Below are 24,406 nucleotides of genomic sequence, written 5' to 3'. Positions count from 1 at the left end.
CCGCATCAACATCAGCGACCTGGAGGCGGCCGAGCAGGCATTCGACCTGCTGATGGGCAGCGAAGTGGCCCCGCGCAGAGAATTCATCAGCTCCTCCGCCGCCACGCTGGACCGCTCCCGCATCGACATCTGAGCAACGGCGTAGTCAGGCGAGGCCTACTCGGCCAGGAGGCGGTGGGATCGCGCTCTCGGTGAACCAGCGGATGCGAGAGTGCGATCCCCACCGCAGGACAGCTCATCATCCACCAACCACGGAATCCGGGATGAAACACCGGAGAAAACGACCTCTCAGCGACCGAGTACCTCGTGCGAAAGGCGTGAGAGAACGTCCCGAATCTCCCGTGGCCGCATGTCTTTGGGAAGCCCCGCGAAGGCGCTTCCGACGAGACCGTGGAAGTCCCGCGCGTTCGCGCACTGCGACGGCAGGGCGAGAAACCAGCGCCACCCGCGCGGCTGGGGCGGTACGTCGGCGTCCGCAAGGTATCCGTCGATCTCGTCATCGATTTCAGCCTGGTCAGCGGCCGTTCGCGGACTCTCGGACCGCGTCACAGTGCCACCTGGGCCAGTCACGGTGGTGACGACCGGCGGCTTCTCCGTATGATCGGGGCAACGGACCACGTGAGCGGGGCCGGCACACCACGCCAGAAGCGCACCCCAGCCGTTCTCGGTGAGCTCGATGTATTGCCGGCCGTCTCGCCATCGGTAGACGTCGCCTTTCCTCTCCGAAGGCTCCTCAGCAACAGGAAACTCCGCCCAGGAGATTGTCATGCGTCGTCCTCACCACCGTCCAACCGAGACCGCTCACCGAGGGCGAAGGACACTAACAGGCTACGTTGCTCCCGAAATCGGTGAGCGTGTTTCTGCGGACCCACCCCTCGACCCCTGTGTTCTCGTCCCGCAAATACGTATACCAGTTGTACCCGTTGAACTCGCTACAGCGGTAGTCCAGTTGGTCAGTCGGGGCGGCCTTCCCGAGAACAGGGCAGTTGATGCTGATTCCCGCATAGATGGAGCTGCCGCTGAGCGCCCTGCCCGAGACGCTTGAGTCGTGGTCGTCCGGGTGCGGTCCGGCGCAGGAGATTTCCGACGGCGCGGCTGCCGAGGCAGATCCCGTCAGGACCAGCGGTGCGACGAGCGCGGCGACGGCCGCCAGTGTCAGTCCACAGCGCGTTATTGCGGTCATGACGCCCCCTTTCTGGCCGACCATCGGAGTCGGCCAACGAGCGTTCCACTATGACGAGGGGAAGCCGCACCGGCACCTGTGAGTAGAGCAGGGAGAGGTTTCCTCTGTTCAGCTACAGGAGCAGTTCCTCTACGCCAGGCACGAGGTCGAGGACGCCCAGGCTGTCGTAGTGAAGCGCCCCGAGGACCACAACCGCTGAGAGGCTCCCGCCATCGAATTCCGACATCGAGGCGGACACCGGACCCACCCCCGGAACGGCCAACCAATTCTTATCGTGCTGCGATTCCCGACGAAAGCACCACCCGCCTAGCATTACGCCGACGTCTACCAGGCAAGGGCGCCCGTACAACCGCCTTGCGCCGCAACGCCACCCGGAACGCAGGGCCAGCTCGCGCTGAGTGGACCGAGCCTCGAGTCGGCCGCGTCGGCAGAGTAATGGCCGACCGGCATACCGGGGTACACGCCCTGATCAGCGTCGGGCTACCGCGAGACACCGCCGAGACAGCCCGAACGCAAAGAGGGACGCCGCATCGAGTTCGGCACCTCTTCTCGTTCGCTGCTTCACCGCGTGCGCGGAGTGCGTTCAACGAGCGGTCTCGGCCCGCACATGGCCCACAAACGCCGCCGCACCCCCAACAACACCTTCGCCCACCGTTCCGACCTTGCCAGTCTTGTCCGCGTCTTCGAAGTCGACCACCCCACCACCCAGCAGGACAAGAGGGACCGCTTGGCCGCCGCGGACGTCCCGGTCCCCGACAACCTCACATACGTACCACTGGACTTCGAGCGCGAGACCCTCACCAGCGGTCTCCGCGCCTGCGGCTTCGACCCCAGTCAGCCATCGGTGGTCACCTGGCTGGGCGTGAGCATGTATCTCACCGCCGACGCCATCGCCCGACGCTCTCGGCACGATAGGGACCTTCGCCCCCGGCACACAGCTCGTCATGGATTACATGCTCCCCAAAGAACTGCGCGACGCCGCCGTGCAGCAATACGTCGACGCTGTCGCGTCCTTCGCCGCTGAACACGGCGAGCCATGGCAGACCTTCTTGACCCCGGACGGCCTGACCGCCCTGCTGTCCGGCTGTGGCTTCGAGCTCGTTGAGCACGTCTGCCAGCACGAGAAGCTTGACGCCGCCATGTGGGACCGTCAGGACACGCTGGCACCGCTCGACCTGTCCCGTATCGCCCACGCACGGACACGCGGGCAGGACGCAATCGCTGATTGACCCGAGCAGTGCTCCTTCGACGACAACGTACAAGGCCTCCAGAAAGTCTTACCGTTGCGGGATGAGGAGCACTTCTTGCGTTCTTGACCAGCCGCCGGAGTCGACCGGGGGACGTCATACCGGAGCCCGAAGAGCCAATGTCTGCTCCGCGATCCGCGATCGTCATCATTCAGTCCCGCTCTGAATGTCGTCCGCAGCCCGTTGCCCGCTACGGATCGCGCCTTCCATGAGAGCGAACCAGTCGCCTGCCGTGTGCTCGCCCGCAAAATGGATCGGCCCCACCGGGGCCCGTACTGCCGCGGCGTCGGCCGAATCACCCGGCGATCCCGTGGAATAGGCGCCGAGCGCCCATGGATCATCGTCCCAGGTGCTCAGAACGGCGCTGCGGTGGTCGACTTCCAGCTCAGGCCGCAGAATTCGCAACGCGGTCAGCCATCGGCTGGGCCCGTCGGCCACCTCCAGACCGCGCAACGCGTCGGACGAACCGGCGAAAGCGTGCACTGCCGATTCGGCCAGGTGCCCGCCGCGGGTAGCGGTCCACGTCCAGAAAGCGTGATCGACCGACAGCACCCCGCTCGGATCGGGGCGAGACCCCAGCGGTGCCGCGATCTTGGCGGCGTGGCTGTACTCGATCCGGTCCAGCAGATCGGCCTTCCACGCCGGCAAGTCCGGTTCGAAGTCGATGCGCCGCCACACCGTCGCCGGAGTGGTCACCACACACGCATCTGAGGCAGCTTCTCCACCGCGCCAACGCACCGACACTCCGTCGCCGGACCAGGCAATCGACTCGACGGCGTGGCGCAGCAGAATCTTCCCGCTGAGCTCGGCCGCGGCACGCAGCGCCAGCTGCTGATTTCCCCCCTCGCATCGGTACGCTTCCCGGCCCGAGAACGACGCCGCGTCGTGGCCCAGGACTTCCACACCAAGCCGTGCAGGATCTTGGGCGAACGACACCCGCAGCCGAGCCGCGATGGCGCGCCGCACCCGGCCCGGGAGAGCGATCCGCTCCAGCGCTTCGGCAACGGTCCCCGTCCTGGCCGAGGTCCGGAGGGCCTCGACGCCTGCCAGGACATCGCTGCGGGCGACCGTGCCGGCGGAGTCCCGCGGTTCGCGGTCGGAGTAGCTCATCCCGGTCGGCAGCAACCGGATGCCGAGCTCACCGGCCAGCCGTTGCACGGCAGTCTGGCCGTCCTCGATGAACTCCGCACCGCGCTCGAACCACACTCCGCCGTCCAGTTGCTGCGACCAGACTCGCCCACCCACCCGATCTCGGGCCTCAACGACCAGCACCGTGTGCCCCGCCGCCTCGAGGGCTCGGGCCGCCGCGAGCCCTGCCAGGCCGGCTCCTACCACCGTGACCTGCATGTCAGTCACCGATCCCGCTCGCGGCCGGGGCCTCTTCCACCGCGGCGCTGAGCTCGGCCAGCGTGCCGAAGTGGTAATCGGGCACGGCAACTGAGCGTGGGGCGGGCGTGGCACCGAAACCGTCACGACCCAGGCGCCGCTCGATCCAGCACGTCGCATAGCCAAGCCGGCGCGCTACTCCGATGTCGTGGTACTGGCTCTGCGCCACGTGCAGCACATCGGATCGGCCGATCTCGCGCGCACTCTGCCGGCCAAGGCAGTAGGCGAACACCTGCGGATCAGGCTTGTTCACCCCGACATCCTCCGCGGTGACCGAATCGTGGAAAGGATCGCCGAGCGTGCGGCTCATCGCCCGCGTCGCGGCATTGTCCGCATTGGTCACAGCGACCAGGCGGAACCGACGATGCAGCGCAGCCAACGCCTCCGGAGCGTCAGGGAAGGCCGGCCATGCCGAGATGGACAGGCGCAAAGGGCTCGGGCTTCCGCAGCCGTCCAGGGCCGGCAAGTCGAGGCGGGCCGCCAGTCGCGTCGAGATCGGGTCCAGCATTTGCGTGAAGGGCAGCTCCGGCGTGCGCTGTTGCTGCTCGTCCTCTGCGACGCCGAATGCCTCGAGAACCTCCTCGCCGCTCAGCCTTGAGCCGCCCGGTCCTGCCACCCGGCGCACGCACTCCACGATGCCGGCCTCGAAGTCGATCAATGTCCCGACGACGTCGAAGGTAAGCACCCGGAATCCGCGCAGAGTTCTCCTGTCGGTTCCGCGCCGACTCACGGCTCCACCACCAGTTTGCCGACGAAGTCCTTGGACTCGAAGTGCTGCTGTGCGGTCGCGAGGTCGGCCAACGGGTACCGGGCGGCTACCAACGGACGGAATGCACCCCGATCGACCAAGTCGACGACCGCGGCGAAGTCGTCGTGTGTCCCGAACGACGACCCGAACAGGGTGAGCTGACGCAGGTAGACCGTCCGCAGGTCGGTCTCGACCAATGGCCCGGCGATAGCACCCGCGACGACATAGCGGCCCAAGGGAGCGAGGACCTGCAGCAGGCCACCGTAGGACGGGCCCGCCACCACGTCGGCGACGACGTCGACCTCCTCGATCCCGACCGCGGCCAGCGCCGAGGGGAGTTCGGCGTCCCTGGCGACGACCTCGTCCGCGCCGATCGCCCGGATCGCCGCGTGTTTCGCGGTGCCGGCGACCGCCACTACCCGGGCCCCGCGGGCCTTTGCGATCTGCACAAGCGACGACCCGACCCCGCCGGAGGCGCCGGTCACCAGCACCGTCTCGCCCGTCCGTAGTCCTGCGCGCCCGAGCATTCGCATGGCCGTGGTAGCCGCGGTCGGCAGCGTCGCCAGCTCCGCGAACGACAGCGAACCGCCGACCGCATGGACGTTCTGCTCCGGCACGGCCACCAGCTCGGCGAATCCGCCGTCGCGCTCGCTGCCGAGATAGTCGGTGGTGACCAACGCGCGCTCGCCACCGTCGTAGATCATCGGGTCGACCAACACCCGCTCGCCTACCCGTGCCTCCGACACCCCGGCCCCGACCTGGTCGATCTCCCCAGCCACGTCGGCGCCCTGAATGCGCGGGAAACTGAACGACGACCGGCGCCACCCGGTCTGCGCGTCCGGGTCGTCCGACGAGCCGTAGGCGCCCTCGCGGGTCCAGATGTCGGTGTTGTTCAGCGACGCCGCCCGTACCCGTACCCGCACCTCACCGGGACCCGGGACCGGATCCGGGACGTCCGTCCGGAACTCCAACGCCTCCGGTCCGCCGTAGCGCGTCAGTAGTACAGCCTTCATCGTCATCTCCTTCGGTATACCGATCTGTATACCCCAGGAGATCAGCCCACGGTCGTGAAGTCAACTCACCGGTGGGTATACCTCTGGGTCCGCTGTCGCCCCCACGACAGAAAGCCGGCCGCCAACTGCTCGAGCCTGCGTCGCGGCTCATCCGCCGGGACGGCATCCCCGCTGGGGGAGTCGCCTGGACCGCCGCCGACGATGCCGCCGACGTCAAACAGCTCGGCTCGCAGCCTTCTCGATCATCTGTGGAGCATCGCCCCCCTTCCTGGGGATGCAGGGAGCGTGCTTACGAGCTCCTGCGGCGTGCTGGTGGGATGAAACAGGGCGGTGCGGGAGTTGGGTGTGGCGACAGGACGGACGCTGATCGTCGTGTCGCCACCGGACTGCAACGAAGGGCAAACTCATGCCCCTGCTGTGCCTCGGCGTCTCCCTGCAACTGGCGCTGGCCGCTCGATGTCGGGGCCGGCGTGGTGCGCGCCGCACGCCATGCCGAAGATCCGGACTTCGATCACGTTGCGGTCGGCTGTTGTGTCGAGGTCGAAACCGCTGTCCAAGGGGTGGTCGTCAAAACCTTGGTGGTCATGGGCGGCCTCCCTCACGGGGCATGAAGAAATCCCCGATGGCTTCGGCCAGGCTGCCTGACCTGGTTGCGGCGGCGCCTCACCGGTGGGCTGATGTCGTCAAAGCGGAGCCTTTGCCGTTCAGTGAGGAAGCGATGCTGCGCGGCAAGACGCGCGCGACCAGAGCGAAGAGGGTGTTGGCGGGGCCGGGTACGACTGTGGGGTGCTTGCGCCGGGTGAGGGCTTTCATCGCGTGGGCCACCAGCTCTTCGGGCGTCTGGATGAGGGCCCTGGGGAGGCCGTGGTGGGTGTCGGTAGCCGATTCGGTGGCGGTCGGGCCGGGGCACAAGCCCATCACGTAGATGCCGCAGTCCTTGTGCTCGTACCACAGCGCCTCGGACAGCGCGGTGGCGAATGCCTTGCTGGCGCTGTAGACCGCGAGGTCCGCAGTCGGGGCGAAGGCGAGGGTGGAGGAAACGTTGATGAGCGCGTCGCCTGGCCCTGCGTGGGCGAGGAAGGCGTGCGCGAGGAGGGTCATGGCCTCGCAGTTGAGCCGGATGGTGGTGGCGGCGTCCTCGGGCGGGGTGCGCGTGAAGGGGCTGTGGTGGGCGGTGCCGGCGTTGTTCACCAGCAGGTTGACGGGCCGGTGGGACAGGTCGTCCACGACCCGCCGCAGGCACTGTTCGGTCGTGAGATCGGCTACCAGGAAGCGGTGGGCGGGGCCGAGTTCGCCGACCAGGTTTCGCAGACGGGTCTCGTTGCGGGCGATGGCCGTGACGCAATAGCCAGCCTGGCCAGCCGGCGGGCGAAGGCGTGGCCGATACCGGCACTTGCGCCGGTGACCAGCGCCCGCCGCGCCCCCGGCCCGGCGTGAGGGCTCACTTCCGCCCCTGGGGGATGGTGTCGGGAGAGAAGATGAACGAGATCTTCTCCATGACCGGCTTGCGCTGGGTGTTCTGGAAGGCGGCGACGCGCCACTGGCCGTCGGTGTCCCGGACCAGCGTGTACGTCTGGACCTTGCTGAGCTTGTGCGGCCGCTTGCCCTTGTAGGTGTCGCCCCGGCCGTTGACGACGGCCACATCCGGTCCGTAGAAGCGGACGTCAAGGACCTCGTCGGCGAGCTTCGTGCCCTTGAGGAATTTCGCGAACAGCGCGCGATGACTCTCCACGATGTCGCGCCGCCCCCGGTAAACGGTGCCCACGAAGCTGATATAACTGCCGTCCTCGGTGAACAGCGCGCCGTATGCCTCCGCGTCGTTGCGCCCCCAGGCGGCGACCAGGCCGTCCAGCACCGCCTTCACCGCGGCGATCTCCTGCTGCTGACCCTGCATGGCGGATCACATCCCTACTCGTTAGAATCAGACAGATACTGCACATGAGAAGTAGTTGCGTCCATGCAGCTAAATGTAGGAGGTGATTCCGGCGATGGCAAACACAGAAGGCAGGGAGAGTGAGCACGTGATCTTCCGTCAGTACCTGGACGCAGTGGGCCTGCAGGGCCTGGCCAGCGCGGAAGCCGCAGGTCTGCACACCTCGGAGTGGTACGCACTGAGCCTCATCGCTTTCCACGGCGCCCTCTCCTCAGGAGAGCTCGCCGCCCGCACCGGGCTCACCACCGGCGCCACCACCCGCCTGATCGACCGCCTTGAAAGGGCCGGCTTCGCCCGCCGGGCAGCCGACCCCGAGGACCGCAGGCGCGTGATCGTCGAACCGGTCCCCGACGCTCTGGGGCGCATCGAGGACGTCGTCGGCCCCGCCCGCCGCCACCTGGCCGAAGTCCTCGCCCACTACACCCCCGAGCAGCGCGCACTCCTCTTCGACTACTTCGCCCGCGCCGCACCTGCCTTCCGCGCGGCTACCGAAGAGATCCGGGCAAACGCGTCCGGCGGCCGACGAGGTCAGACCCGGAAAGCGGCGCCGTCGCAGAAATGAGCAGTTGCGAGAATCTGCGAGAGCCCGAAGGCGTCGGCTGACCGGGGCGGCCAGGCTCCAAGCACCACGTGCTCATCGACGCGAGCGGACTGGCCGGCCGCTCGACCGGTTGATCTCTCGCAAGTCGCCTGATGGCTCACATGGATCCGCCCATGGGCGTTCAGTTGCCCGAGGACATCGAGTTCCGGCCGGGCAACCCGAACTCGTGGTGGGCGCACGTCAGATGGGGCCGCAGTCCTGACCGGCTCCCTCCTCGCCGTCGGCTTGGCGGCCCTCCTCATCAAGCGGCGCAACGGCATCTACCGGCGTCTGTACGAGGAGCCGACTTCGTCGGCCTCTGCCACCTACCGCACCGGCCCGAAGCTCCCATCGGGTTGGGCCCAGAGCTCTGCCCCGGCGACGTCGCGGCCTCAGATGTACTCGGCCGGCGGGTTGAGCCGCGTTGCAGGATGAGGCGCCATGCGCCGAGGGCCCCGCTCAGTACTTCAGCGAGAGTTCGTGTTCTGAGCTGGTTCTTCTCCGGTGGTGGCAGCGCTGAGCGGTGGCTTGGTGGTGTCTGCGCCGACGGGACCGGTTCAGGGCGTGGAGTCGTTTGTCCTGGTGGGGGCGTGGGTGTGGAAGGAGAGTGTCCAGCAGGCGCCGGATTTCTGCCACGGTGAGGGGACAGGCTCGTGGTGTCGTTTCTGCGGCCCCCTTTTGCGGTGTCCTGGGCCTGGGCTGCGAGGACGGGCAGGAAAGCGTGGGCGAGCATGGCCAGGGTGACGTGCCGGTACCAGCCGGTGTTAGCGGCGGACCTCGTATGCGTCCAGGCCGCACTCGTTCGTCGCGGCCTGGAAACACTCCTCAATCGCCCAGCGGGAGCCGGCGATCCGGGCCCGTACGCGACGTGCGCGTCCACCGGTGCGTGAGCGAGGTAGTAGGCGACTTCGTCGGGGTCGGAGAGGCTGCGGCGGCCCTGCGCCCAGCGGTGGCGGGTGGGCGGCTCCGGGTCGAAGACGAGGTTGGCGGGCAGCTTCGCTGCTGCCCAGTCGTAGACGCGCGGGCCCTTCGCCCCGTCGCCGCAGGACAGTTCGCCGCGGTTTGGTGGTCCCAAGCTGGTCGCTGAGCCAGGCGGTCAGGACCGGCTCAGACCCACCTCGCTCAGCGACGGGGGCGAGGAATCCGCTTCAGCAGCACGTGCGCCGGAGACGCAGCATCGATCGGTGTGTCGAGACGGTACGGATCGTCTTGACGTGTTGAGTGGTCAACCGGCAGGGTTATGCCCGGCACGCGGGCCGCGGGGAACGACCTGGCAAACGGTCCTGCGAGCAGACCTGTTGGATGGATCGGGGGTTCCGCTCCTGCCACCGTGGATCGCAGTGGCCGTGGACAGTCGCACAGACCATGCCTGTCCGGCTGATGTGCTGCAGAGGTGGCGGAAACGCCTCGCCCCTGGTCCTGTGAAGAATCGGGGTTCACTACATGCGTTTCGCCAAGCGGCTGACCGGCGCCGTTGCGGCCGGCATTCTGGCTACGGCCGGCCTGACGGCCATGGCGCCCTCGGCACAGGCCGCCACAGGCTGGGACCGTTGCCCGCATGGGTCGATGTGCACGTTCTCGGAGAACAACGGCCAGGGCAGCATCGCCATATTCCAGTTCGGCTCACCGGACCTGCGCCAGCAGGGCATGGACAACCATGTCGGCTCGTTCTGGAACCGCTCCGGCAAGTGGATGAAGCTTTGGGATGGCTACAACTACACCGGAGACAACCTGGGGTCCGCCCCGGCGTACACGGGGCCGATCAACCAGGCAGGCATCGCACCGGTGAGCTCTGTCAGCGGACAGTGACGCTCCCTCCTCTCGAAACCGGAACCGCTCGCCCATAGCTCGGGTACTCCGTGAAACGTGTGACACCGCACGGTGTCGCACGTTTCACGTGTGCAAGCCTGTGCAAGTTCTTCGGTCGGGGGGCCTCCGCCGTAGCTTTGCGGAGGCCCGACCCGGCAGAGCAAGCACCGCCAGACCGACCCTAACCACCCCGGAACAACGCATGAACGGGCTAAGGAAATGAATAACTAGTGCCGCATCAGGCAGGGTTCGCCCTGGGCAGCAGGAGGTCCAGGGTTAGATGGGAGCATTGAACTCTGGACCTTCGCCGTGCTCGACCGGGGGTGGATGGTGCATTCCATACGCGACTGAGCCCAGAAGGAGCAGGGCCGGGAGCCAGCCACCGGAACAGGTGGGACGGAAGCCGTAACCCACGGTCACGTCCTGTAGATACCCGCATGCTTGGCGTACCAGGGCAGAGTGGCCCGGCATTGACGCTGCTTGGCGAGTTGCACGGTGCGGGCGTCGGCGTCATCGCCGACGCAACGGTAGGAGGCCGCGAGCTGCTCGTAGCTGTGTGGGACGAAGCCGTCAGCATCGCGCTGCAACAATGCGCACCGAGTTTCTGCGCGACCTCACGCACGGACCAGCTCCGCGCAGGCGGAGAGCACGCACGTCCGGGTCCTTGAGTCCGTGACACCGACGGACTACCTCCGCACAGGCGGAGAACCCCGATGTGCCGCTCCACGTTGTCGAGCCGGGCGGACCACTTCCGGGCAGGCGGACAGGACACGAGTGTCAGCGTTCGTTTCACCGTGCACGGCTCGGTACGCGGGAACGTGCACGGCACGCTGTACGCCAAAGCGTCGGGAGACGGCGTCGCTGTGCCTGCCTGTCCAGTAGGTCCTTGGCCTCCGGGCCAACTTGCCATTCCCTCACGTTGTCGGTCTGATCTCGGCATACACGAGCATGTCCACGCGCTTGCCGCCGATCTCCTGATGGCTTCGAAGCAGCCCCTCGCGCTCAAACCCTGCGTATTCAGCCGTGCGCACGGAAGCCGTATTCCATGGCTCTATGTAGAGCTCGATGCGATAGAGCTCCGGTATGGACCAGGCAAACCGTGTCAGCGCGGTGAGCGCGTGACCCGCGACCTTGCGACCCCGGGCGCGAGGGGGGACGGAGTATCCCGCTGTAGCCCGGCCTGCGGCGATGGGGGCGAGGTACAGGCCGACCGTGCCGAGCGCCTCATCGGTGTCCTTGTCCGCCACGCAGAAGGAGTAGCCAGTCCCGGTGCGGAGATGGCTGATCTGCCGCTCGATGTATGCGAGAGCCTCCTGGCGGCTGGCGTTGCCAGGCAGCGAGCCGGTCTTGGGCACGTATGCATCGGTCGACAGGTCCATGAGCATTTCCACATCGCGTGCCCGAAATGCCCGGAGGCGTACGCTCCCGAATGACGGAGCGGCGGTCGGCATCACAAGCTGGGCAAGACTCACACAGGCAATGTTCCCGCACCGCGTCCACCGCCCCTTAACGGCACCCTGTGGCGCCCTTGTCGGCGACTCCTGGCCCGCGCCGAGGGGAGCCCGGGGCTCCCGGCGCCCCCGGCCACATGAAGGCCCAGGAGAGCAGGTGCACTTTGAGCTTACCGAGCGGTGCACATGTACGCCGACATAGAGCCGGTTGAGGTTCTGGGTGCGGGGCTGCGGACCACCGACGCGCAGGCGGAGAGAACGCAGGAGAGAACGGGAACCTGGCCTCCCAGGTCGGACCATCCGCGCAGGCGGCGAGAACACTTCCTGCCCCGGGATCAGTAGAGCTTCCTGGCCAGCGCGTGACGGTAGCGTCGGCCCCATGAACCGCACTCCTCGGCTCTACGCACTGGTGGAAGAGATGCGGGCGGCGGCGCCAGCGGGGTGCAGCCCACCGCGCTGGCTTCACTCATACCCTCGCCATGACAATCGGAACTACTCGTCCAGTGGCCGTTCGTCGCCCGGACGCGTGGACGCCCGGGCATGCGGGGTCGCTCAGGAGGTGTCCTGGCGTCCCCTGAGCGCCCGGTCGACCTCGGCGCTCCAGCGGGTCATCCACTCCTCGTTGAGCCGGATGGTTTGGAACGGGGCCCGGCCGCGCAGGCCCGCCGGGTCGAGGTCGGGGGAGTGGTCGCTTGCTATGAGCATCTCCAGCTTCGGCAGCTCCGCGACGCTGCCGAGGCCCGCTAGGGAATACGCGTAGAGCGCGAAAAGGCTCTCCAGGGAGGGGAGTTCGTGACCGGTGCCGAGAGTCCGCAGCTTGGGGCACTCGCTCGCGGAGAGGTAGTCCAGCGCGGGCAGCGGCGGCAGTCCTTCAAGGGTGGTCAGCTGAGGGCACTCGTCGATGCTGAGCTTGATCAGTGCTTCGCAGCGCGGGATCGGCGAGGCGTCCCTGAGCTGAGGGAGGTTGATGAGGTTCAGCACCTCCAACCTCGGCAGGGTGCCCAGCACACTCAGATCCCGAAGTCCGGGGCAGTCCCTGAGGTAGACGCGTTCGATCTCCGGCAGGCCCTCGATGCCGTCGATCGAGGTGAGCTGTGCGGACCCGCGCAGTGCGAAGAACGTCAGCCCTGTGGCGCCGGAGACGGCGCTGACGTCGAGCAGACCGGTGCAGCCGTAGAGGTTGATCCTGCGGAGTGCGGGGTGGTGGCCGAGGCCGTGCAGCGAGGTCAGCCGAGTGCAGTCGGCCAGGTTCAGCGTGGTCAGGCGCGGCATGTGCGCAAGGCCCTCAAGGGACTCCAGTTCCGCGCACTCCGAGGCGTCCAGCTCGGTGAGCCCGGTCAGGCTGGCCAGCACCGCGAAGTCACGGACGGACGTCCTGCTGACGCTGAGGGAGCGCAGGTTCGGCAGCGCCTTGAGCGGTCCGAGGTCGCTCACGCCCGGGCAGTTGTCGAGGACCAGCTTCTCCAGGCCGGTGAGCGCGGCGAGCGGTCCGAGGTCGGTGAGTTCCCGGCAGCCGCTCAGCACCAGGGTGGAGAGGCCCGTCATCCCGGCGAGCGGCGTCAAGTCATTGACAGCACTGTTGTGCAGGTTGAGGGTGCGCAGCCCGGTCAGTGCGGTGAGCGGGCCGATGTCGCTGAGGTTCTTGGAGCCTTCCAGGTCCAGCTCCACGAGGCCGGTGAGCGCGGCGACTGCGCCGATCTCGGTCAGATCCTTGCGCTGGAACACGCGCAGCGTGCGCAGCGACGTCAGGTGCCGGACGCCGCAGTCCAGGGAGAGCTTCCTGCCGAGATCGAACTCGGTGCGGCCCTCGCGCGCGAAGGCTGGCGCGACGAGCAGCCGCGCGAAGGCGTCGCGGTCGGCCGCGTCACGCCACGGCTTCAGCAGCTTCTCCGACTCCTGCGGTGCAAACTCGGTGAACCGAGCGGCCAGTTCGTACGCCTCCTGCGTCTCAGGGCCCTGGACGGCGGCGAGGTCACGGAAGGCACGCCGGGCACGCGCAGCGGAGGGCGGCTTCTCACCTCCCAACAAGGCGTCGTAGGGGGCGAGTAGGGAAGCCTCGTAGCTACTGCTGGTCATTCCTGGAACTGTAGCCAGCGGCGCTGACAATCCCCCACGAGCTGCTGCACCGGCTCTTCACCTGCCTTGGGAAATCGCAGCGTGTGGCCGTGAGGCGTTTTCAGCCATCGAGGGTGCGTCCACCACCGAGTGCGGGCACTGCACTGCGCGTTCGCGCAGAGCGGCCAGTTCGGCCTGGTCGACCGCGAGGCCCCCCAGCGCGTTTTCACCCCGACCCAGTCGGTCAGGTACTGGCAGCTTGCCGAGTCGGCCGGCACCCACCACGTAGATGGGTCCTGATCAGCCTTCTGCCGGTTCGAGCGCGCTGTCGCAGCCACCAGCGAACGTGACCAGTCCAAGTCCTTGGCGTACCTATCACGCTCTTCGCGCCCCCACTGTGAGGTGCCAGCTTGCGGGGAGCGTCATTCCGAACTGCGGTCTTCCGGATCCTCAGTGTGCCCGCGATGAGGGAGACTGTGGAGGTGATCCCTCCCAGCTTGCTTGCACCCTCTGGAGAGATACGCGGCGACCTTGTTGACCAGCTGAACCTGGCGCTCCGTCGGCCTGGGATGTAGGTGAGATGGCTCTTCGGATCTTGCTTGATCACCTGCTGTTTGTCGAACGTCAGCCCGGGGCGTTCGCTCAGCAACAGCAAGCTTGGGAAGATCGCGGGGCCTGGTCTGCCCTAGGCGTGACCGGCGCCTTCCGAGACCTCATCCCGGGGCGCCCCTACGAGTACGGCATGGCTTCGGTGTACGCGGAGTTCGCGCAGCGACGCGGATGGCTCAAACCGGACCGGGTTCTCACGGACGACGCGTATGAAGCGCTGAAGGACCGTGTACGTCAGTGGGCGGGCGAGGACCGCACGTGGGCGGACGTAACTGCGGAGTTCGGTGCCTCTTGTGTGCTATTCGGAGGGAACAACCCTCTGTACAGCAAGACCCTGGGATATCTCAGCGAAGATCCGACACAGCCGATGGTGATCTTCCACCTGTGGAACGGCAGTGCGCCAGGCGTCGAATCGTGGCCGCCGGAGCATGAGCAACCGCTCCTTCTCGCCGTACGCTACGGCGATGGCCCATTCCGCCAGACCTTCACTTTCACCCCTGAGGGACAGCGACGGAAACCGACGTCCGCCGAGCCTTGCCGACCTCGGTAGTGCAGTCCGCTCGGCCGTGCAGGTCAGTGGTCGCTGGCGTGCTTGCAGGTAGGCGGTCCAGTCGGTGGAGGCGCGGCAGCGCCACGTTCGGCAGTGATGACATGCAGGCCCAGCAGCGGCGCCAATACAGCCGGTGTCAGGTCCTGGGCGGCCTGCGCAAGCGCGGTAGCGCGGAGGGGCGGATCAGAATGCCGTGCTGCGCAAGCGCCCGGCCGATGCCGGCCGGAGAACGGTGGGCACCGGGCCGGGCACCAGGGGAAGAGCCAACGCCGGGGTGAGTTGGCTGGCCGGCCTTCCGCCGGGGGCTGCTTGCCGAGTCGGGTGAAAGGCGGCGAACGGCTCGGGAAGGCTGATGGGGGTGCGTCGAGACGGAGTACGGTGCCTCGTTCCTCAATGGTCAGGTCGCTGTCGGTGAGGGTGACGATGCGGGTGAGGTGCTGGCCGAGGAGGAGCCGGAGCGCGCCCGCGGCACGACCGTCCAGCAGCCGTCCCGGTTCGCGTCCACCCAGTGCTTGAACGCGGACGCTTGTAGCCGCCCCGCTAATTCGCCAGTGACCGGTAGTGCGTTGATCGCCTGCTCGACTGACAGATTCACACGCTCTCTCGCGGCTTGGCCACGGCCGGGGCAGCGCCAGTCAGCAGGGACACGCTCAATGCTGCGGCCAGCAGGCCGCGGGTCAGCGGACCCGGTCCGCGCTGCTGAAGGTCACCTCGGCGATCTTCGCCACCGGCATGGCCTGCGCGGGCAGCAGCACCAGGTGGGCCCGCCGCCAGGTCACCACCGACCCCGTGCCCCTGCGGACGATCCGCAGCAATCGCCTGCCTTCATCGTCATCGACTGCTCTGGCCCGGACTCGTTCTGCCATCCGCACAGTCTCGTGCAGCCCCTGGGAGGCCCACTCCAGGTCTGGTTACTGTGCTGGTATGTCCGAGACCTCTGGCCAACTCTCTTTCGACACCGATGCTTTGCCTCGGTCAGAACCGTCTACTGCGGTGCCTGGACTGCACTACATCGCCGACTGGCTCACTCCCGATGCCGGTGCGGCCTTGCTTGAGGGGATCGATTCCGCACCGTGGTCGGCGCAACTGAAGCGGCGTGTGCAGCATTACGGCCATCGGTACGACTACGGTCGCCGCAGTGTGGCTGCCGGCTCGCAGGAATCCGCCCCGCCGCTTCCGGTGTGGGCCCGGGAGATGGCTGCCCGGCTGGTGGATGAGGGGTTGATGGACCGTAAGGCGGAACAGGTGATCGTCAACGAGTACCAGCCAGGACAGGGGATCAGCGCCCACGTCGACTGCCTGCCGTGTTTCGGCCCAGTGATCGCGGCGATCTCGCTGGGGTCGAGCTGTGTCATGGACTTCACCAACCCCGATGACGGCACGAAGCTGGCCGTGCCGCTTGCACCAGGCAGCCTGCTGGTCATGACTGGTCCGGCCCGATACATCTGGCGTCATGCCATCGCCTCACGTAAAAGCGACCCCGGTGCAGCAGGTCGTGTCCCCCGTGGACGTCGCGTCTCGGTGACGTTCCGCACGGTCCTGCACCCCCCACCGAGCACAACCTCGCACTCCTCGCCGGACTCCACGACGGACAGCTCATCCCGCACCCCTCCTTCTTCCAGATGAGAATCACCCGCGACGCCCGCCGCCGGGTGTGCCGCTTCACTCATCACCCATGAGGACGTTCTCGCCTTTCGTAAACGCGAAAGTTGCGCGGGTTCCGGTGGACTCCAAGGCGGACCGTGGGTTCTCGCCGTCGGTGTCCCGGTACCCGTACGCCTGGGCCCGGACGAAGCGGGCGGCGCTGCGCTCCGGGCGCACGCCGTGCCTTGGCCGAGGCGCGGTTGCGCCCCACGGTTTTCTGCGCATTCCGTCCCGCAACCGGAGGCCTGCAGGGAGGCCCTCGATGACAGCGGAGCGCTCGGGCGTCGTCCCCCGCGCGCCCCGTCGACGACGCCTATTCGGGGGACGGGGTTGAAGAGGGCACCGAGACGGAGCGTCCATGGCCCGTGACCGGACCGGCAGTCGGGCCGCCGCAACGCCCTGCGCGCCCGGGCCCGGATGGGCCCGGCGTGGGGCCCGGGGCGGGGCGGCAGCACAAGCGCAACACGAACTACCCCCGCAGCAAGCCGCGCTGCGGATATCCCTGGGGCGGAAGGCGGTTAGCTCGGTGGCTGTGGGGCCCAGCCGGAGGTAGTCCTTCACCATGATTGCGGTCGTGGCATAGGCGCTGCCTCCAGCGAGTGGTCGCAGAGGGTGGCCAGACACGACGCAACGGACCGTTCCCATGGTTCAGTCGGAACGCTTTCTTCCAGGAAGGCGCGAGCGTCTTCGGGGTCTCCACCGAAGCATCGGGCCAGGACCTCGACCTGGCGGCCGTCGAGGAGCCGGCTGCCGATGCCTTGGTTTTGGCGAGCATCGGTTCGTGCCTGGTTCCCATTCGCCGGCTGCGACCAAGGCGCGGATCCCGTCCCCGAGCAGGATCGTCCACAGCCACTAATGGAGCTGACGCCGCTCTTCCCGGGAAGCCGTCAGCTGCGAGAACCGTATGGCTCGGCCGTCGATTTCCACCTCCCCGCCTGCCTTGGCGGCCTGCGTGAGTTCCGCCAATATGCGGTAGGCGCCATCCGCCATCCGCCATCACGGCCGCGGATGAGCAGTCGGGCGATGTTCACCACCGGTTCCTGGGCATACCGGGGCTCCTGTGCGCTCAAGGGCTGAGCGCACAGGTAGACCTCGGCGTGACTCCCAGCACAGGGAGCGAGCCAGGCCGGGCATGCCGTAGTCGCCGGCGATCAGAGCCGCCTTGTTCAATGCGACCGCTGTCAGGTTCAGCTTCACGTCGCGCTCGGCGGAGCGCGCCAACTCGCCTACCTCCCGTACCCGCTGGGCAAGGGGCGGGCAGGCGGGACGCGGGCAGGCGACCAGAGGGAACCGCCGCGCAACCTGGCCGACGTCCATTTCACTGTCACTCGATGACGACGCGGTTCAGGGGGTTGTCGAAGGCGGACTGGCCCGGCTTCTGATGCGGGGCGGGGGCGTCGAGCGGCTGGATCTCGAAGATGACGGCGCGGTTGCGGAAGTCGGAGTCCCACGTGCGGACGGCCTCAGCGACGCGCTCGGCAAGCGGTTCGGCATCTGGGCCGTGGCCGATCACGCCGAACTCGTACAGCCAGGCCCCGTCGGCAGCGGTGTGGTCGGCCTTGCGCCGGGTCAGGTAGGTGAGCGTGCCCTTGTCAAAGGTGGCGGTGGGGCTCACCGAGCTGATCACGGATCACATTCGGCGCACCCAGCCCCAGCCGTGCCACTGTCACGGCAGGCGGTATGTCTTCCGCGGCCTGGGGACCGCACGGACGCACCGGCCCGGCGCGAAGCTCGTGGACGTCGCCCGCCGCGCGGGCGTGTCCACCGGCACTGTCTCCAACGTCCTCAATCGTCCTGAGCGGGTGGCCGTGGAGACGCGTCAGCGTGTTGAGGCTGCGGTGAGCGAACTGGGGTTCATCCCGAACCACGCGCTACCGCCAGCTGCTCCGCACTGGCGCCGGAACGGTTGGGCCACCTGGGTCTTCCAGCCCGCCGTGACGGGCTGGTACTCGAAGAAAGCGCCGCAGGAGGCACGGTCGGTGTCGCTGCTGGGGGAGCCCCGGCCAGGCGTGCCGGTACGCGGCAGGAACGCCGCGGGGAGGGCCGACGCGTGCTGGGCGCCCATCAAACCGGGCCTCACACCGCATGGCCTGCGGCACTCACTCAAAACCGCCATGGATGGGCTGGGGAGGGAGAAGGCGCTCAAGGACGAACGCATGGGGCACGCCGACGGCTCCATCTCCGCCCACTACTCCCACGTCACCGACGAGATGCGGTTGCGCCTCATGCGCGGTCTTACTCGGCTGTGGGAGGAGGCGCTGGGGCGGCGTCGAGCACCGTCCCCAGGGTCACCTGTCGCGGTGCTCGACCGGCTCCTGCGGGCCCGCGGCCAGGGGCGTCACGGGCGAAGATTCCAAGATCTTCTCCCAGGTTTCTCCCCAACGGCGGCCGAACGGCAGTGAGGGCGGGTCTCCCGTCTCGGAAGACCCGCCCTCACCTGCTCTTTTCCCGGTCGGGACGGCGGGATTTGAACCCACGACCCCTTGACCCCCAGTCAAGTGCGCTACCAAACTGCGCCACGTCCCGGTGCTCGTCCGGCTCGGGGCTTTCCCCTCGCCGCTCGCGCACAAAGAACAATACAGCACTTCAGGGGGTGCTCGCGCGCCCCCTCCCCATCTGAAACGGCCGTGCGGCGGACACCCCGGAAGACAGTCGGCCGGGCGGTGGATGGCCTTGGGTTTGGTGGGGTGGCGGGCGGGAACTCCGGCTGTTCTGCGACAGACGGCCGGGGCCGCAGGTGGCTTCGGCCTCGCTTCTGGGAGGAGGTCTCGGTCGTGAGCCGGTCCCGCATAGTGATCGTCGGAGCTGGATTCGCCGGATACCAGGCGGCGCGTACCCTCTCGCGCACGCTCCGTGATGCCGCGGAGATCGTGCTGGTCAACCCCAACGACTACTTCCTCTACCTGCCCCTGCTGCCCGAGGTGGCCTCCGGGGTCCTGGAGCCGCGGCGGGTGTCCGTCTCGCTGGCGGGCACGCTGCCCCGCGTACGGCTTGTTCTCGGCGAGGTCGACAGCATCGACTTCGATCAGCGTCGGCTGCAGTACGTCGATCCCGAGGGGCGCTCCGGAGAGCTCGACTACGACCGGCTGTTGCTGACCGTCGGCAGCGTCAACAAGCTGCTGCCGATCCCCGGAGTCGCTGAGCACGCGCACGGCTTCCGGGGCATGCCGGAAGCCCTCTACCTGCGCGATCACGTCAACCGGCAGATCGCCTTGGCCGCGGCTTCCGAGGATCCGGAGGAAGCCGCAGCCCGCCGTACCTTCGTGGTCGTCGGAGCGGGCTACACGGGCACGGAGGTGGCGGCGCACGGCCAGATGTTCGCCGAATCCCTCGCCCGGCAGCACAGCCGACAGCACAGCGGTCACCAGCACAGCAGCCGAGATGACCAGCAGGACCAGCAGGACGAGGAGGAGAAGGGGACAGCCGGCGTCCAGCATGGGGAAGGGCAGCGGACTCGTTGGATGCTGCTCGACATTGCCCCTCGTGTGCTGCCTGAGCTGGACGAACGCCTCTCGGACACGGCCTACAAGGTGCTGACCAAGCGGGGCGTCGACGTGCGGACCGGAACCTCGGTGAAGGAGGCGACGAGCGAGGGTGTGCTGCTGGACAGCGGGGAGTTCGTTTCCACCCGTTCGCTGATCTGGTGCGTGGGCGTCCGGCCCGACCCCCTCGTCAAGGACCTCGGGCTGGAGACCCAGCAGGGCCGCATCGTTGTCGACGAGTATCTGCGAGTGCCCGGCAGGCCGGAGGTCATGGCCTGCGGTGATGCAGCCGCAGTGCCCGATCTGACCCGGCCTGGGGAGATCACGCCGATGACGGCCCAGCACGCGGTACGGCAGGGGAAGATCGCGGGCCGTAATCTCGCCGCCTCGTTCGGCTACGGAGCGTCGCGCCCCTACAAACACCACGACCTCGGCTTCATGGTCGACCTCGGTGGGGTCAAGGCCGCGGCGAACCCGCTGCGTGTTCCGCTCTCCGGGCCGCTCGCCAACCTGGTGACACGTGGCTACCACCTCGCCGCCATGCCGGGGAACCGGATCCGCGTGCTGGCGGACTGGGCGCTGGACGCGGTGCTGCCGAGGCAGGCGGCGCAGCTGGGACTGGTGAGGTCCTGGTCCGTGCCGCTGGAGTCGTCATCGCCCGAGGTCGCGCGGGTGCCGGCCCCTTGAGCCACGGACCCGTACGTTGTTCCGACCCGTCCTCCCCGTTGCACCCCTCGTCTGCTCCGTGGCTACGCGTCACCCGCCCGGGTGACGGAGTTGTGCACAACTGGCCGGTTATCCACGGAAAGTAAGACGCCGACCACGGAGCGAGCATTCAGAGCTAGCTTTCTCGTAGCGAGTCCGGACAGCCGAAGCCGAGCTGACGCTGATCGGCTCGCGCTGTGCAGGGCGACGGCATCACGCCCGCGGCGCTCAACCCGGCGCCGCGTCGTGCCACGTCGTACACACGCACGCAGCGCATCGCGCACAGCACGAGCACCTGCGCAGGAGAGCACGAGAGAGCACGAGAGGAAGCAACGTATGCACGGGGGACTGCCACTCATCGGTCTGAGCATGCTCGTCTACGGAGCCGTCGGCGCCGCAGCCCTGGCCAAGGGCGCGTTCGACCGGGTTCGGGGCCGGGCGAGGCGGACCAGCAGGAACGCAGAGCAGGGGAGGGGTGCCGCATGCACGGCCGTGTGACGGTGATCGTCCCCGCCCACAACGAAGAAACAGGACTCCCCGCAACACTGGAGTCCGTACTCGCCCAAACCGTGCCACCTGAGCAGGTGATCGTCGTGGACGACGCCTCCGAAGACCGCACCGGCGAAGTGGCCCGAGCCTACGGAGTGGAGGTGCTGCGCCCAGCGGCCAACCTCGGCAGCAAGGCCAAGGCGCAGAATCACGCCCTGTTGCACTGCCGCGGCGACCTGGTCCTGGCCGTGGACGCCGACACCGTCCTGGCGCCGGACTACATCGAACGCATCCTGCCCGTGTTCGACGACCCCTCCGTCGTGATCGCGGCAGGCAATGTGCAGACGCGGTTCGCCCGCACCGTGTGGGAACGGGGCCGCTCGGTGGAGTACCTGCACGGCTTCCACTGGCACCGCCCCATCCAGGAACGGGCCAACAGTCCGATGGTCTGCTCCGGTTGCTGCTCGGTATTCCGTCGCCGAGAGCTGACGGCCGCCGGGGGCTTCCCGGAGCGCACCATCGTCGAGGACATGGACTACACCTGGAGCCAGCAGATCGCCGGGCGCCGGGCCTGCTACGTCAGCGCCGCCGTCGCCTGGGCTGCCGACCCGGAATCACTGCTCTACCTGCGCAAACAGGTCTGGCGCTGGATGGCGGGCTTCTGCCAGAACCTCCGCGTACACGCTGGAGAGCTGATCTGGCGCAAACCGATACTGGCCGTATGGGTGCTGCTGGCACTCGTCGAAATCCTCCTGGCACCCCTGTGGTGGTGCACGCCAGTGATCCTGACAGTCGGCTTCGGGATGCCGGTGCCGGAGACGCTCGCCTGGTGGGTCGGAACGGAACTCCTGTGCACCATCCCGCCATTGCTCTACGCGGCGCGCAAGCGGGGACTGAGGCTGACGAAGGTGATGACGGATCTGCCCTGTGTATACCCGACCAAGGTCGTCAACCTCTGGTACGCGTGGAAAGCCGTACTCGTCGAACTCGTACTGGTCCCACTGCGCCTCTCCCGCGGACTGACTGTCTACGAGAAGGGCCGCGGCCCCACTCCTGTGTCACCAGGGACGCCTGCCACCGTGCTGCCCTGACAGCTCGACGGGCGGCAGGAACTCACGGACCAGGGTGCGGTGCCACCACGCGCCCGTCTCCCGCCGCTCCTCCCGCGTCGTGAAGCGGTAGCGATACAACAACGCCCGCACGTGCGTAGGAGGCTGTTCCGGAAACGGGTTGGTGTGCAGCAGCCGCAGTGTTGCCGGATCATTCTCGAGCAGACGGGAGACGAACGGCTCGAACCAGCCCCGGGCGTAGGCGGGGGACAGCGCGGCGAACCACATCTGCCAGTCGAGACGCAGGTGATACGGCGCGAACTGGCGCGGCAAACGGCGCACGTTCCCCGGCTTTCCCTTGAACTCGTACTCGCGCCACACCGTGTCCGGCGTGACCTGCTCCTCGTCCGTGCCCTCCAGCACGATCTCCTGCCGGACGCGGGTCACACTGCCGAACGCCCCATAGGTGTTCACCAGATGGAGAGGGTTGAAGGACCGGTTCATCTGCTGGGTCCGGCTGAGCAGATTACGTGCGGGCCAGTAGCTGAGCACGGCGATCAGCGCCGTTGCCGCGCAGACCACGACGGCGAACCACAGGGGAGTCGGATCGAAAGAGGGGGTGCCCGTAAGGGGAGAGGTGTCGACTGCGGCGAAGGCGAGAATGATCGTCACCCAGTTGAGCCAGGAGAAGTTGCCCGACAGAACGAGCCACAGCTGCGTGATGATGATCAATCCCGCCGCGACCGTGGCAACAGGCTGCGGACAGAACAGCCCGAAGGGCACGATCAGCTGGGCCACATGGTTGGCGGCCACCTCCACCCGGTGCAGGGGCTTGGGGAGGTGGTGGAAATACCAGCTCAGCGGTCCCGGCATCGGCTGGGTCTCGTGGTGGTAGTACAGGCAGGTCAGCTTGCGCCAGCACTCGTCGCCGCGCCACTTGATCAGCCCCGCGCCGAACTCCAACCGGAAGAGCAGCCAGCGCATCAGCCACAGGGTCAGCACAGGCGGTGCCGTCTCCGCGTTACCCAGAAAGATCGCAAGGAAGCCCGCCTCCAGCAGCAGCGACTCCCAGCCGAAGCTGTAGAAGATCTGCCCGACGTTCACGAACGAGAGATAGAGGAACCACAGCAGTGCCCACATCACCATCGACGCCCACAGGGGCACGGCATCCGCGGCCCCCACCACCACGGCGGCGGCCAGCACGACCCCCACCCAGGCGCACACCCCGGTGATGCGGTCGTCGCACCGCCAATGGAAGAGGCCGGGAGAGGCCCGGAACGGCACCCGCCGCACAAACACGGCGGCCGGCACCAGCCCGCGCTCGCCGAGCAGCGCCCGGAACTGCATCGCGGCGGAAAGGAAAGCGACGAGGTAGAGAGCGGCCAGGGCGCGCTGGAGAACCAGTCGGCTCAGCTCGTACCCGGGGGCCGAGAACCACGGCGTGAACCACTCCATGGCGGCCATGAGTACCACCCGCGCGCCTCCCTCACGCCCCTTGCCGGGGCCGCTGAGGCGAAGCGTCGGGCGAGTAGCCGATCATGGACGGATGAGCGACGACGGTTACGTACGAGTGCGGGGCGCCCGCGAGCACAACCTGCGCGGCGTGGACGTGGACATTCCGCGGGACGCGCTGGTCGTCTTCACCGGCGTGTCCGGCTCGGGCAAGTCTTCGCTCGCGTTCGGCACGCTCTACGCGGAAGCGCAGCGACGCTACTTCGAGTCGGTGGCGCCCTATGCGAGGCGACTGATTCACCAGGTCGGAGCGCCGCGGGTCGAGGAGGTCACCGGTCTGCCGCCGGCAGTGGCGCTGGAGCAGCGGCGTTCGACCCCGACAGGACGCTCGTCCGTCGGCACGGTCACCACCGTGTCGAACTCGTTGCGGATGCTCTTCTCGCGGGCAGGACGCTATCCGCAGGGCGCCGAGCGGCTGGATTCGGACGCCTTCTCGCCCAACACGGCGGCGGGTGCCTGCCCGGAGTGCCACGGGCTCGGCATCGTGCACCGGGTCACCGAGGAATCGCTGGTACCGGACCCGTCGCTCACCATCCGCGAGGGGGCCATCGCCGCCTGGCCGGGGGCGTGGCTGGGCAAGAACCTGCGGGATGTCACGGCGGCGCTCGGCTACGACATCGACCGCCCGTGGCGTGAGCTGCCGACCGACCAGCGGGAGTGGCTGCTCTTCACCGACGAGCAGCCGGTCGTCACCGTTCACCCGGTGCGTGAGGCAGGCCGTATCCAGCGGCCCTACCAGGGCACCTACCAGAGCGCGAAGCGGTATGTACTCCACACCTTCGCGGAGACGAAGAGTGCGACGTTGCGGCAGCGGGTGCGGCGGTTCCTGGTCAGCGCGGACTGTCCCGTGTGCGGCGGGCGGCGGCTGCGCCCGGAGGCCCTGGCAGTGACGTTCGCCGGCCGGGACATCGCCGAGCTGGCGGCGCTGCCGCTGGAACGGCTCGCGGAGGTGCTTCGTGGG

General features: G+C 67.8%; 22 protein-coding genes, 1 tRNA gene and 4 pseudogenes. 12 read left to right on the top strand and 15 right to left on the bottom strand.

Going from position 1 to position 24,406, the window contains the following annotated elements:
- Positions 1-288 precede the first annotated feature (288 nt).
- Positions 289-768 carry a DUF5956 family protein gene (locus ACTWQF_RS36210; protein WP_443284018.1) on the bottom strand — a complete coding sequence of 160 codons (480 nt, stop codon included), beginning with the start codon at positions 766-768 and terminating at the stop codon, positions 289-291.
- 52 nt (positions 769-820) lie between these two features.
- Entirely contained in the window at positions 821-1,183 is a 363-nt protein-coding gene (locus tag ACTWQF_RS36205) for an SH3 domain-containing protein (RefSeq protein WP_443284017.1), read from the bottom strand.
- Positions 1,184-1,790: 607 nt separating this feature from the next.
- On the opposite strand from ACTWQF_RS36205, the gene ACTWQF_RS36200 reads away from it, so the two are divergent.
- Both ACTWQF_RS36200 and ACTWQF_RS36195 read left to right on the top strand, forming a co-directional pair.
- Entirely contained in the window at positions 1,791-2,207 is a 417-nt protein-coding gene (locus ACTWQF_RS36200; RefSeq protein WP_443284016.1) for a class I SAM-dependent methyltransferase, read from the top strand.
- The gene (locus tag ACTWQF_RS36195) at positions 2,128-2,412 is read left to right on the top strand and encodes a hypothetical protein (RefSeq protein WP_443284023.1); all 285 of its coding nucleotides are present in this window, start codon (positions 2,128-2,130) and stop codon (positions 2,410-2,412) included. The genes ACTWQF_RS36200 and ACTWQF_RS36195 overlap by 80 nt, the downstream gene beginning before the upstream one ends.
- Positions 2,413-2,577: 165 nt before the next feature.
- Here ACTWQF_RS36195 and ACTWQF_RS36190 read toward each other — a convergent pair whose 3' ends face one another.
- The 4 genes from ACTWQF_RS36190 to ACTWQF_RS36175 all read right to left on the bottom strand — a co-directional run bounded on the left by ACTWQF_RS36190 (position 2,578) and on the right by ACTWQF_RS36175 (position 6,879).
- Entirely contained in the window at positions 2,578-3,777 is a 1,200-nt protein-coding gene (locus ACTWQF_RS36190; RefSeq protein ID WP_443284021.1) for a flavin monoamine oxidase family protein, read from the bottom strand.
- A gap of 1 nt (position 3,778) precedes the next feature.
- On the bottom strand, positions 3,779-4,501 hold the full coding sequence (locus tag ACTWQF_RS36185; RefSeq protein WP_443284015.1) for an HAD-IA family hydrolase: 723 nt from the start codon (positions 4,499-4,501) through the stop codon (positions 3,779-3,781).
- A gap of 41 nt (positions 4,502-4,542) precedes the next feature.
- Positions 4,543-5,577: a zinc-binding dehydrogenase gene (locus ACTWQF_RS36180; protein ID WP_443284014.1), complete on the bottom strand. Its 1,035-nt coding sequence runs from the start codon at positions 5,575-5,577 to the stop codon at positions 4,543-4,545.
- 663 nt (positions 5,578-6,240) lie between these two features.
- Complete coding sequence (locus tag ACTWQF_RS36175; protein ID WP_443284020.1) at positions 6,241-6,879, bottom strand: SDR family NAD(P)-dependent oxidoreductase; 639 nt, start codon at positions 6,877-6,879, stop codon at positions 6,241-6,243.
- Here ACTWQF_RS36175 and ACTWQF_RS36170 point away from each other — a divergent pair.
- Positions 6,787-7,014, top strand: a complete 228-nt coding sequence (locus tag ACTWQF_RS36170; protein ID WP_443284022.1) for a hypothetical protein — start codon at positions 6,787-6,789, stop codon at positions 7,012-7,014. The genes ACTWQF_RS36175 and ACTWQF_RS36170 overlap by 93 nt on opposite strands.
- A 4-nt stretch (positions 7,015-7,018) precedes the next feature.
- Here ACTWQF_RS36170 and ACTWQF_RS36165 read toward each other — a convergent pair whose 3' ends face one another.
- On the bottom strand, positions 7,019-7,471 hold the full coding sequence (locus tag ACTWQF_RS36165) for an SgcJ/EcaC family oxidoreductase (RefSeq protein ID WP_443284013.1): 453 nt from the start codon (positions 7,469-7,471) through the stop codon (positions 7,019-7,021).
- Between the two features lie 94 nt (positions 7,472-7,565).
- On the opposite strand from ACTWQF_RS36165, the gene ACTWQF_RS36160 reads away from it, so the two are divergent.
- Complete coding sequence (locus ACTWQF_RS36160; RefSeq protein WP_443284012.1) at positions 7,566-8,072, top strand: MarR family winged helix-turn-helix transcriptional regulator; 507 nt, start codon at positions 7,566-7,568, stop codon at positions 8,070-8,072.
- Between the two features lie 575 nt (positions 8,073-8,647).
- Here ACTWQF_RS36160 and ACTWQF_RS36155 read toward each other — a convergent pair.
- Positions 8,648-9,138: pseudogene (locus ACTWQF_RS36155) on the bottom strand (IS701 family transposase); the annotation flags it as partial.
- A gap of 395 nt (positions 9,139-9,533) precedes the next feature.
- On the opposite strand from ACTWQF_RS36155, the gene ACTWQF_RS36150 reads away from it, so the two are divergent.
- Positions 9,534-9,899: a peptidase inhibitor family I36 protein gene (locus tag ACTWQF_RS36150; protein ID WP_443284011.1), complete on the top strand. Its 366-nt coding sequence runs from the start codon at positions 9,534-9,536 to the stop codon at positions 9,897-9,899.
- 416 nt (positions 9,900-10,315) lie between these two features.
- Here the strand turns inward: ACTWQF_RS36150 and ACTWQF_RS36145 are convergent, their stop codons facing one another.
- The 3 genes from ACTWQF_RS36145 to ACTWQF_RS36135 form a co-directional block, all read right to left on the bottom strand.
- Entirely contained in the window at positions 10,316-10,486 is a 171-nt protein-coding gene (locus ACTWQF_RS36145; protein WP_443284010.1) for a hypothetical protein, read from the bottom strand.
- 327 nt (positions 10,487-10,813) lie between these two features.
- Entirely contained in the window at positions 10,814-11,350 is a 537-nt protein-coding gene (locus tag ACTWQF_RS36140) for a GNAT family N-acetyltransferase (RefSeq protein WP_443284019.1), read from the bottom strand.
- Between the two features lie 552 nt (positions 11,351-11,902).
- Positions 11,903-13,426: a leucine-rich repeat domain-containing protein gene (locus ACTWQF_RS36135; RefSeq protein WP_443284009.1), complete on the bottom strand. Its 1,524-nt coding sequence runs from the start codon at positions 13,424-13,426 to the stop codon at positions 11,903-11,905.
- A gap of 559 nt (positions 13,427-13,985) precedes the next feature.
- Here ACTWQF_RS36135 and ACTWQF_RS36130 point away from each other — a divergent pair.
- Complete coding sequence (locus tag ACTWQF_RS36130) at positions 13,986-14,564, top strand: hypothetical protein (RefSeq protein WP_443284008.1); 579 nt, start codon at positions 13,986-13,988, stop codon at positions 14,562-14,564.
- A gap of 680 nt (positions 14,565-15,244) precedes the next feature.
- On the opposite strand, the pseudogene ACTWQF_RS36125 reads toward ACTWQF_RS36130, so the two are convergent.
- A pseudogene (locus tag ACTWQF_RS36125) lies at positions 15,245-15,430 on the bottom strand (IS630 family transposase); the annotation flags it as partial.
- 58 nt (positions 15,431-15,488) lie between these two features.
- On the opposite strand from ACTWQF_RS36125, the gene ACTWQF_RS36120 reads away from it, so the two are divergent.
- Positions 15,489-16,190 (top strand): alpha-ketoglutarate-dependent dioxygenase AlkB, encoded by a 702-nt coding sequence (locus tag ACTWQF_RS36120; RefSeq protein WP_443284007.1) that lies wholly within the window; start codon positions 15,489-15,491, stop codon positions 16,188-16,190.
- Between the two features lie 1,342 nt (positions 16,191-17,532).
- On the opposite strand, the gene ACTWQF_RS36115 is transcribed toward ACTWQF_RS36120, so the two are convergent.
- On the bottom strand, positions 17,533-17,823 hold the full coding sequence (locus tag ACTWQF_RS36115) for a hypothetical protein (protein WP_443284006.1): 291 nt from the start codon (positions 17,821-17,823) through the stop codon (positions 17,533-17,535).
- On the opposite strand from ACTWQF_RS36115, the pseudogene ACTWQF_RS36110 reads away from it, so the two are divergent.
- Positions 17,819-18,610: pseudogene (locus ACTWQF_RS36110) on the top strand (LacI family DNA-binding transcriptional regulator); the annotation flags it as partial. The gene ACTWQF_RS36115 and the pseudogene ACTWQF_RS36110 overlap by 5 nt on opposite strands.
- Positions 18,611-18,660: 50 nt before the next feature.
- On the opposite strand, the gene ACTWQF_RS36105 reads toward ACTWQF_RS36110, so the two are convergent.
- Positions 18,661-18,734, bottom strand: a tRNA-Pro gene (locus ACTWQF_RS36105).
- A gap of 248 nt (positions 18,735-18,982) precedes the next feature.
- On the opposite strand from ACTWQF_RS36105, the gene ACTWQF_RS36100 reads away from it, so the two are divergent.
- From ACTWQF_RS36100 to ACTWQF_RS36090, 3 genes are all read left to right on the top strand, one after another.
- Entirely contained in the window at positions 18,983-20,377 is a 1,395-nt protein-coding gene (locus ACTWQF_RS36100) for an NAD(P)/FAD-dependent oxidoreductase (protein WP_443284005.1), read from the top strand.
- A 354-nt stretch (positions 20,378-20,731) separates the two neighbouring features.
- Positions 20,732-20,893 (top strand): hypothetical protein, encoded by a 162-nt coding sequence (locus ACTWQF_RS36095; RefSeq protein ID WP_443284004.1) that lies wholly within the window; start codon positions 20,732-20,734, stop codon positions 20,891-20,893.
- Positions 20,878-21,975, top strand: coding sequence for a glycosyltransferase family 2 protein (locus ACTWQF_RS36090; protein ID WP_443284003.1), 1,098 nt, complete (start codon positions 20,878-20,880; stop codon positions 21,973-21,975). The genes ACTWQF_RS36095 and ACTWQF_RS36090 overlap by 16 nt, the downstream gene beginning before the upstream one ends.
- Here the strand turns inward: ACTWQF_RS36090 and ACTWQF_RS36085 are convergent.
- Positions 21,943-23,397, bottom strand: a complete 1,455-nt coding sequence (locus ACTWQF_RS36085; RefSeq protein WP_443284002.1) for a lipase maturation factor family protein — start codon at positions 23,395-23,397, stop codon at positions 21,943-21,945. The genes ACTWQF_RS36090 and ACTWQF_RS36085 overlap by 33 nt on opposite strands.
- 82 nt (positions 23,398-23,479) lie before the next feature.
- On the opposite strand from ACTWQF_RS36085, the pseudogene ACTWQF_RS36080 reads away from it, so the two are divergent.
- Positions 23,480-24,406: pseudogene (locus ACTWQF_RS36080) on the top strand (ABC transporter); the annotation flags it as partial.

The sequence above is a fragment of the Streptomyces sp. 8N114 genome (genome assembly GCF_052245835.1).
Classification (GTDB): domain Bacteria; phylum Actinomycetota; class Actinomycetes; order Streptomycetales; family Streptomycetaceae; genus Streptomyces.
Note: the sequence above shows the minus strand (reverse complement) of the source record. Positions and strands in the feature narration are given on the sequence as shown.

Excerpts from the sequence above, each read along its gene's own strand:
- ACTWQF_RS36210 (WP_443284018.1), bottom strand. The coding sequence starts at position 768 with ATGACAATCTCCTGGGCGGAGTTTCCTGTTGCTGAGGAGCCTTCGGAG.
- ACTWQF_RS36205 (WP_443284017.1), bottom strand. The coding sequence starts at position 1,183 with ATGACCGCAATAACGCGCTGTGGACTGACACTGGCGGCCGTCGCCGCG.
- ACTWQF_RS36200 (WP_443284016.1), top strand. The coding sequence starts at position 1,791 with ATGGCCCACAAACGCCGCCGCACCCCCAACAACACCTTCGCCCACCGT.
- ACTWQF_RS36195 (WP_443284023.1), top strand. The coding sequence starts at position 2,128 with ATGGATTACATGCTCCCCAAAGAACTGCGCGACGCCGCCGTGCAGCAA.
- ACTWQF_RS36190 (WP_443284021.1), bottom strand. The coding sequence starts at position 3,777 with ATGCAGGTCACGGTGGTAGGAGCCGGCCTGGCAGGGCTCGCGGCGGCC.
- ACTWQF_RS36180 (WP_443284014.1), bottom strand. The coding sequence starts at position 5,577 with ATGAAGGCTGTACTACTGACGCGCTACGGCGGACCGGAGGCGTTGGAG.
- ACTWQF_RS36165 (WP_443284013.1), bottom strand. The coding sequence starts at position 7,471 with ATGCAGGGTCAGCAGCAGGAGATCGCCGCGGTGAAGGCGGTGCTGGAC.
- ACTWQF_RS36160 (WP_443284012.1), top strand. The coding sequence starts at position 7,566 with ATGGCAAACACAGAAGGCAGGGAGAGTGAGCACGTGATCTTCCGTCAG.
- ACTWQF_RS36150 (WP_443284011.1), top strand. The coding sequence starts at position 9,534 with ATGCGTTTCGCCAAGCGGCTGACCGGCGCCGTTGCGGCCGGCATTCTG.
- ACTWQF_RS36140 (WP_443284019.1), bottom strand. The coding sequence starts at position 11,350 with ATGCCGACCGCCGCTCCGTCATTCGGGAGCGTACGCCTCCGGGCATTT.
- ACTWQF_RS36135 (WP_443284009.1), bottom strand. The coding sequence starts at position 13,426 with ATGACCAGCAGTAGCTACGAGGCTTCCCTACTCGCCCCCTACGACGCC.
- ACTWQF_RS36130 (WP_443284008.1), top strand. The coding sequence starts at position 13,986 with ATGGCTCTTCGGATCTTGCTTGATCACCTGCTGTTTGTCGAACGTCAG.
- ACTWQF_RS36120 (WP_443284007.1), top strand. The coding sequence starts at position 15,489 with ATGTCCGAGACCTCTGGCCAACTCTCTTTCGACACCGATGCTTTGCCT.
- ACTWQF_RS36095 (WP_443284004.1), top strand. The coding sequence starts at position 20,732 with ATGCACGGGGGACTGCCACTCATCGGTCTGAGCATGCTCGTCTACGGA.
- ACTWQF_RS36090 (WP_443284003.1), top strand. The coding sequence starts at position 20,878 with ATGCACGGCCGTGTGACGGTGATCGTCCCCGCCCACAACGAAGAAACA.
- ACTWQF_RS36085 (WP_443284002.1), bottom strand. The coding sequence starts at position 23,397 with ATGGCCGCCATGGAGTGGTTCACGCCGTGGTTCTCGGCCCCCGGGTAC.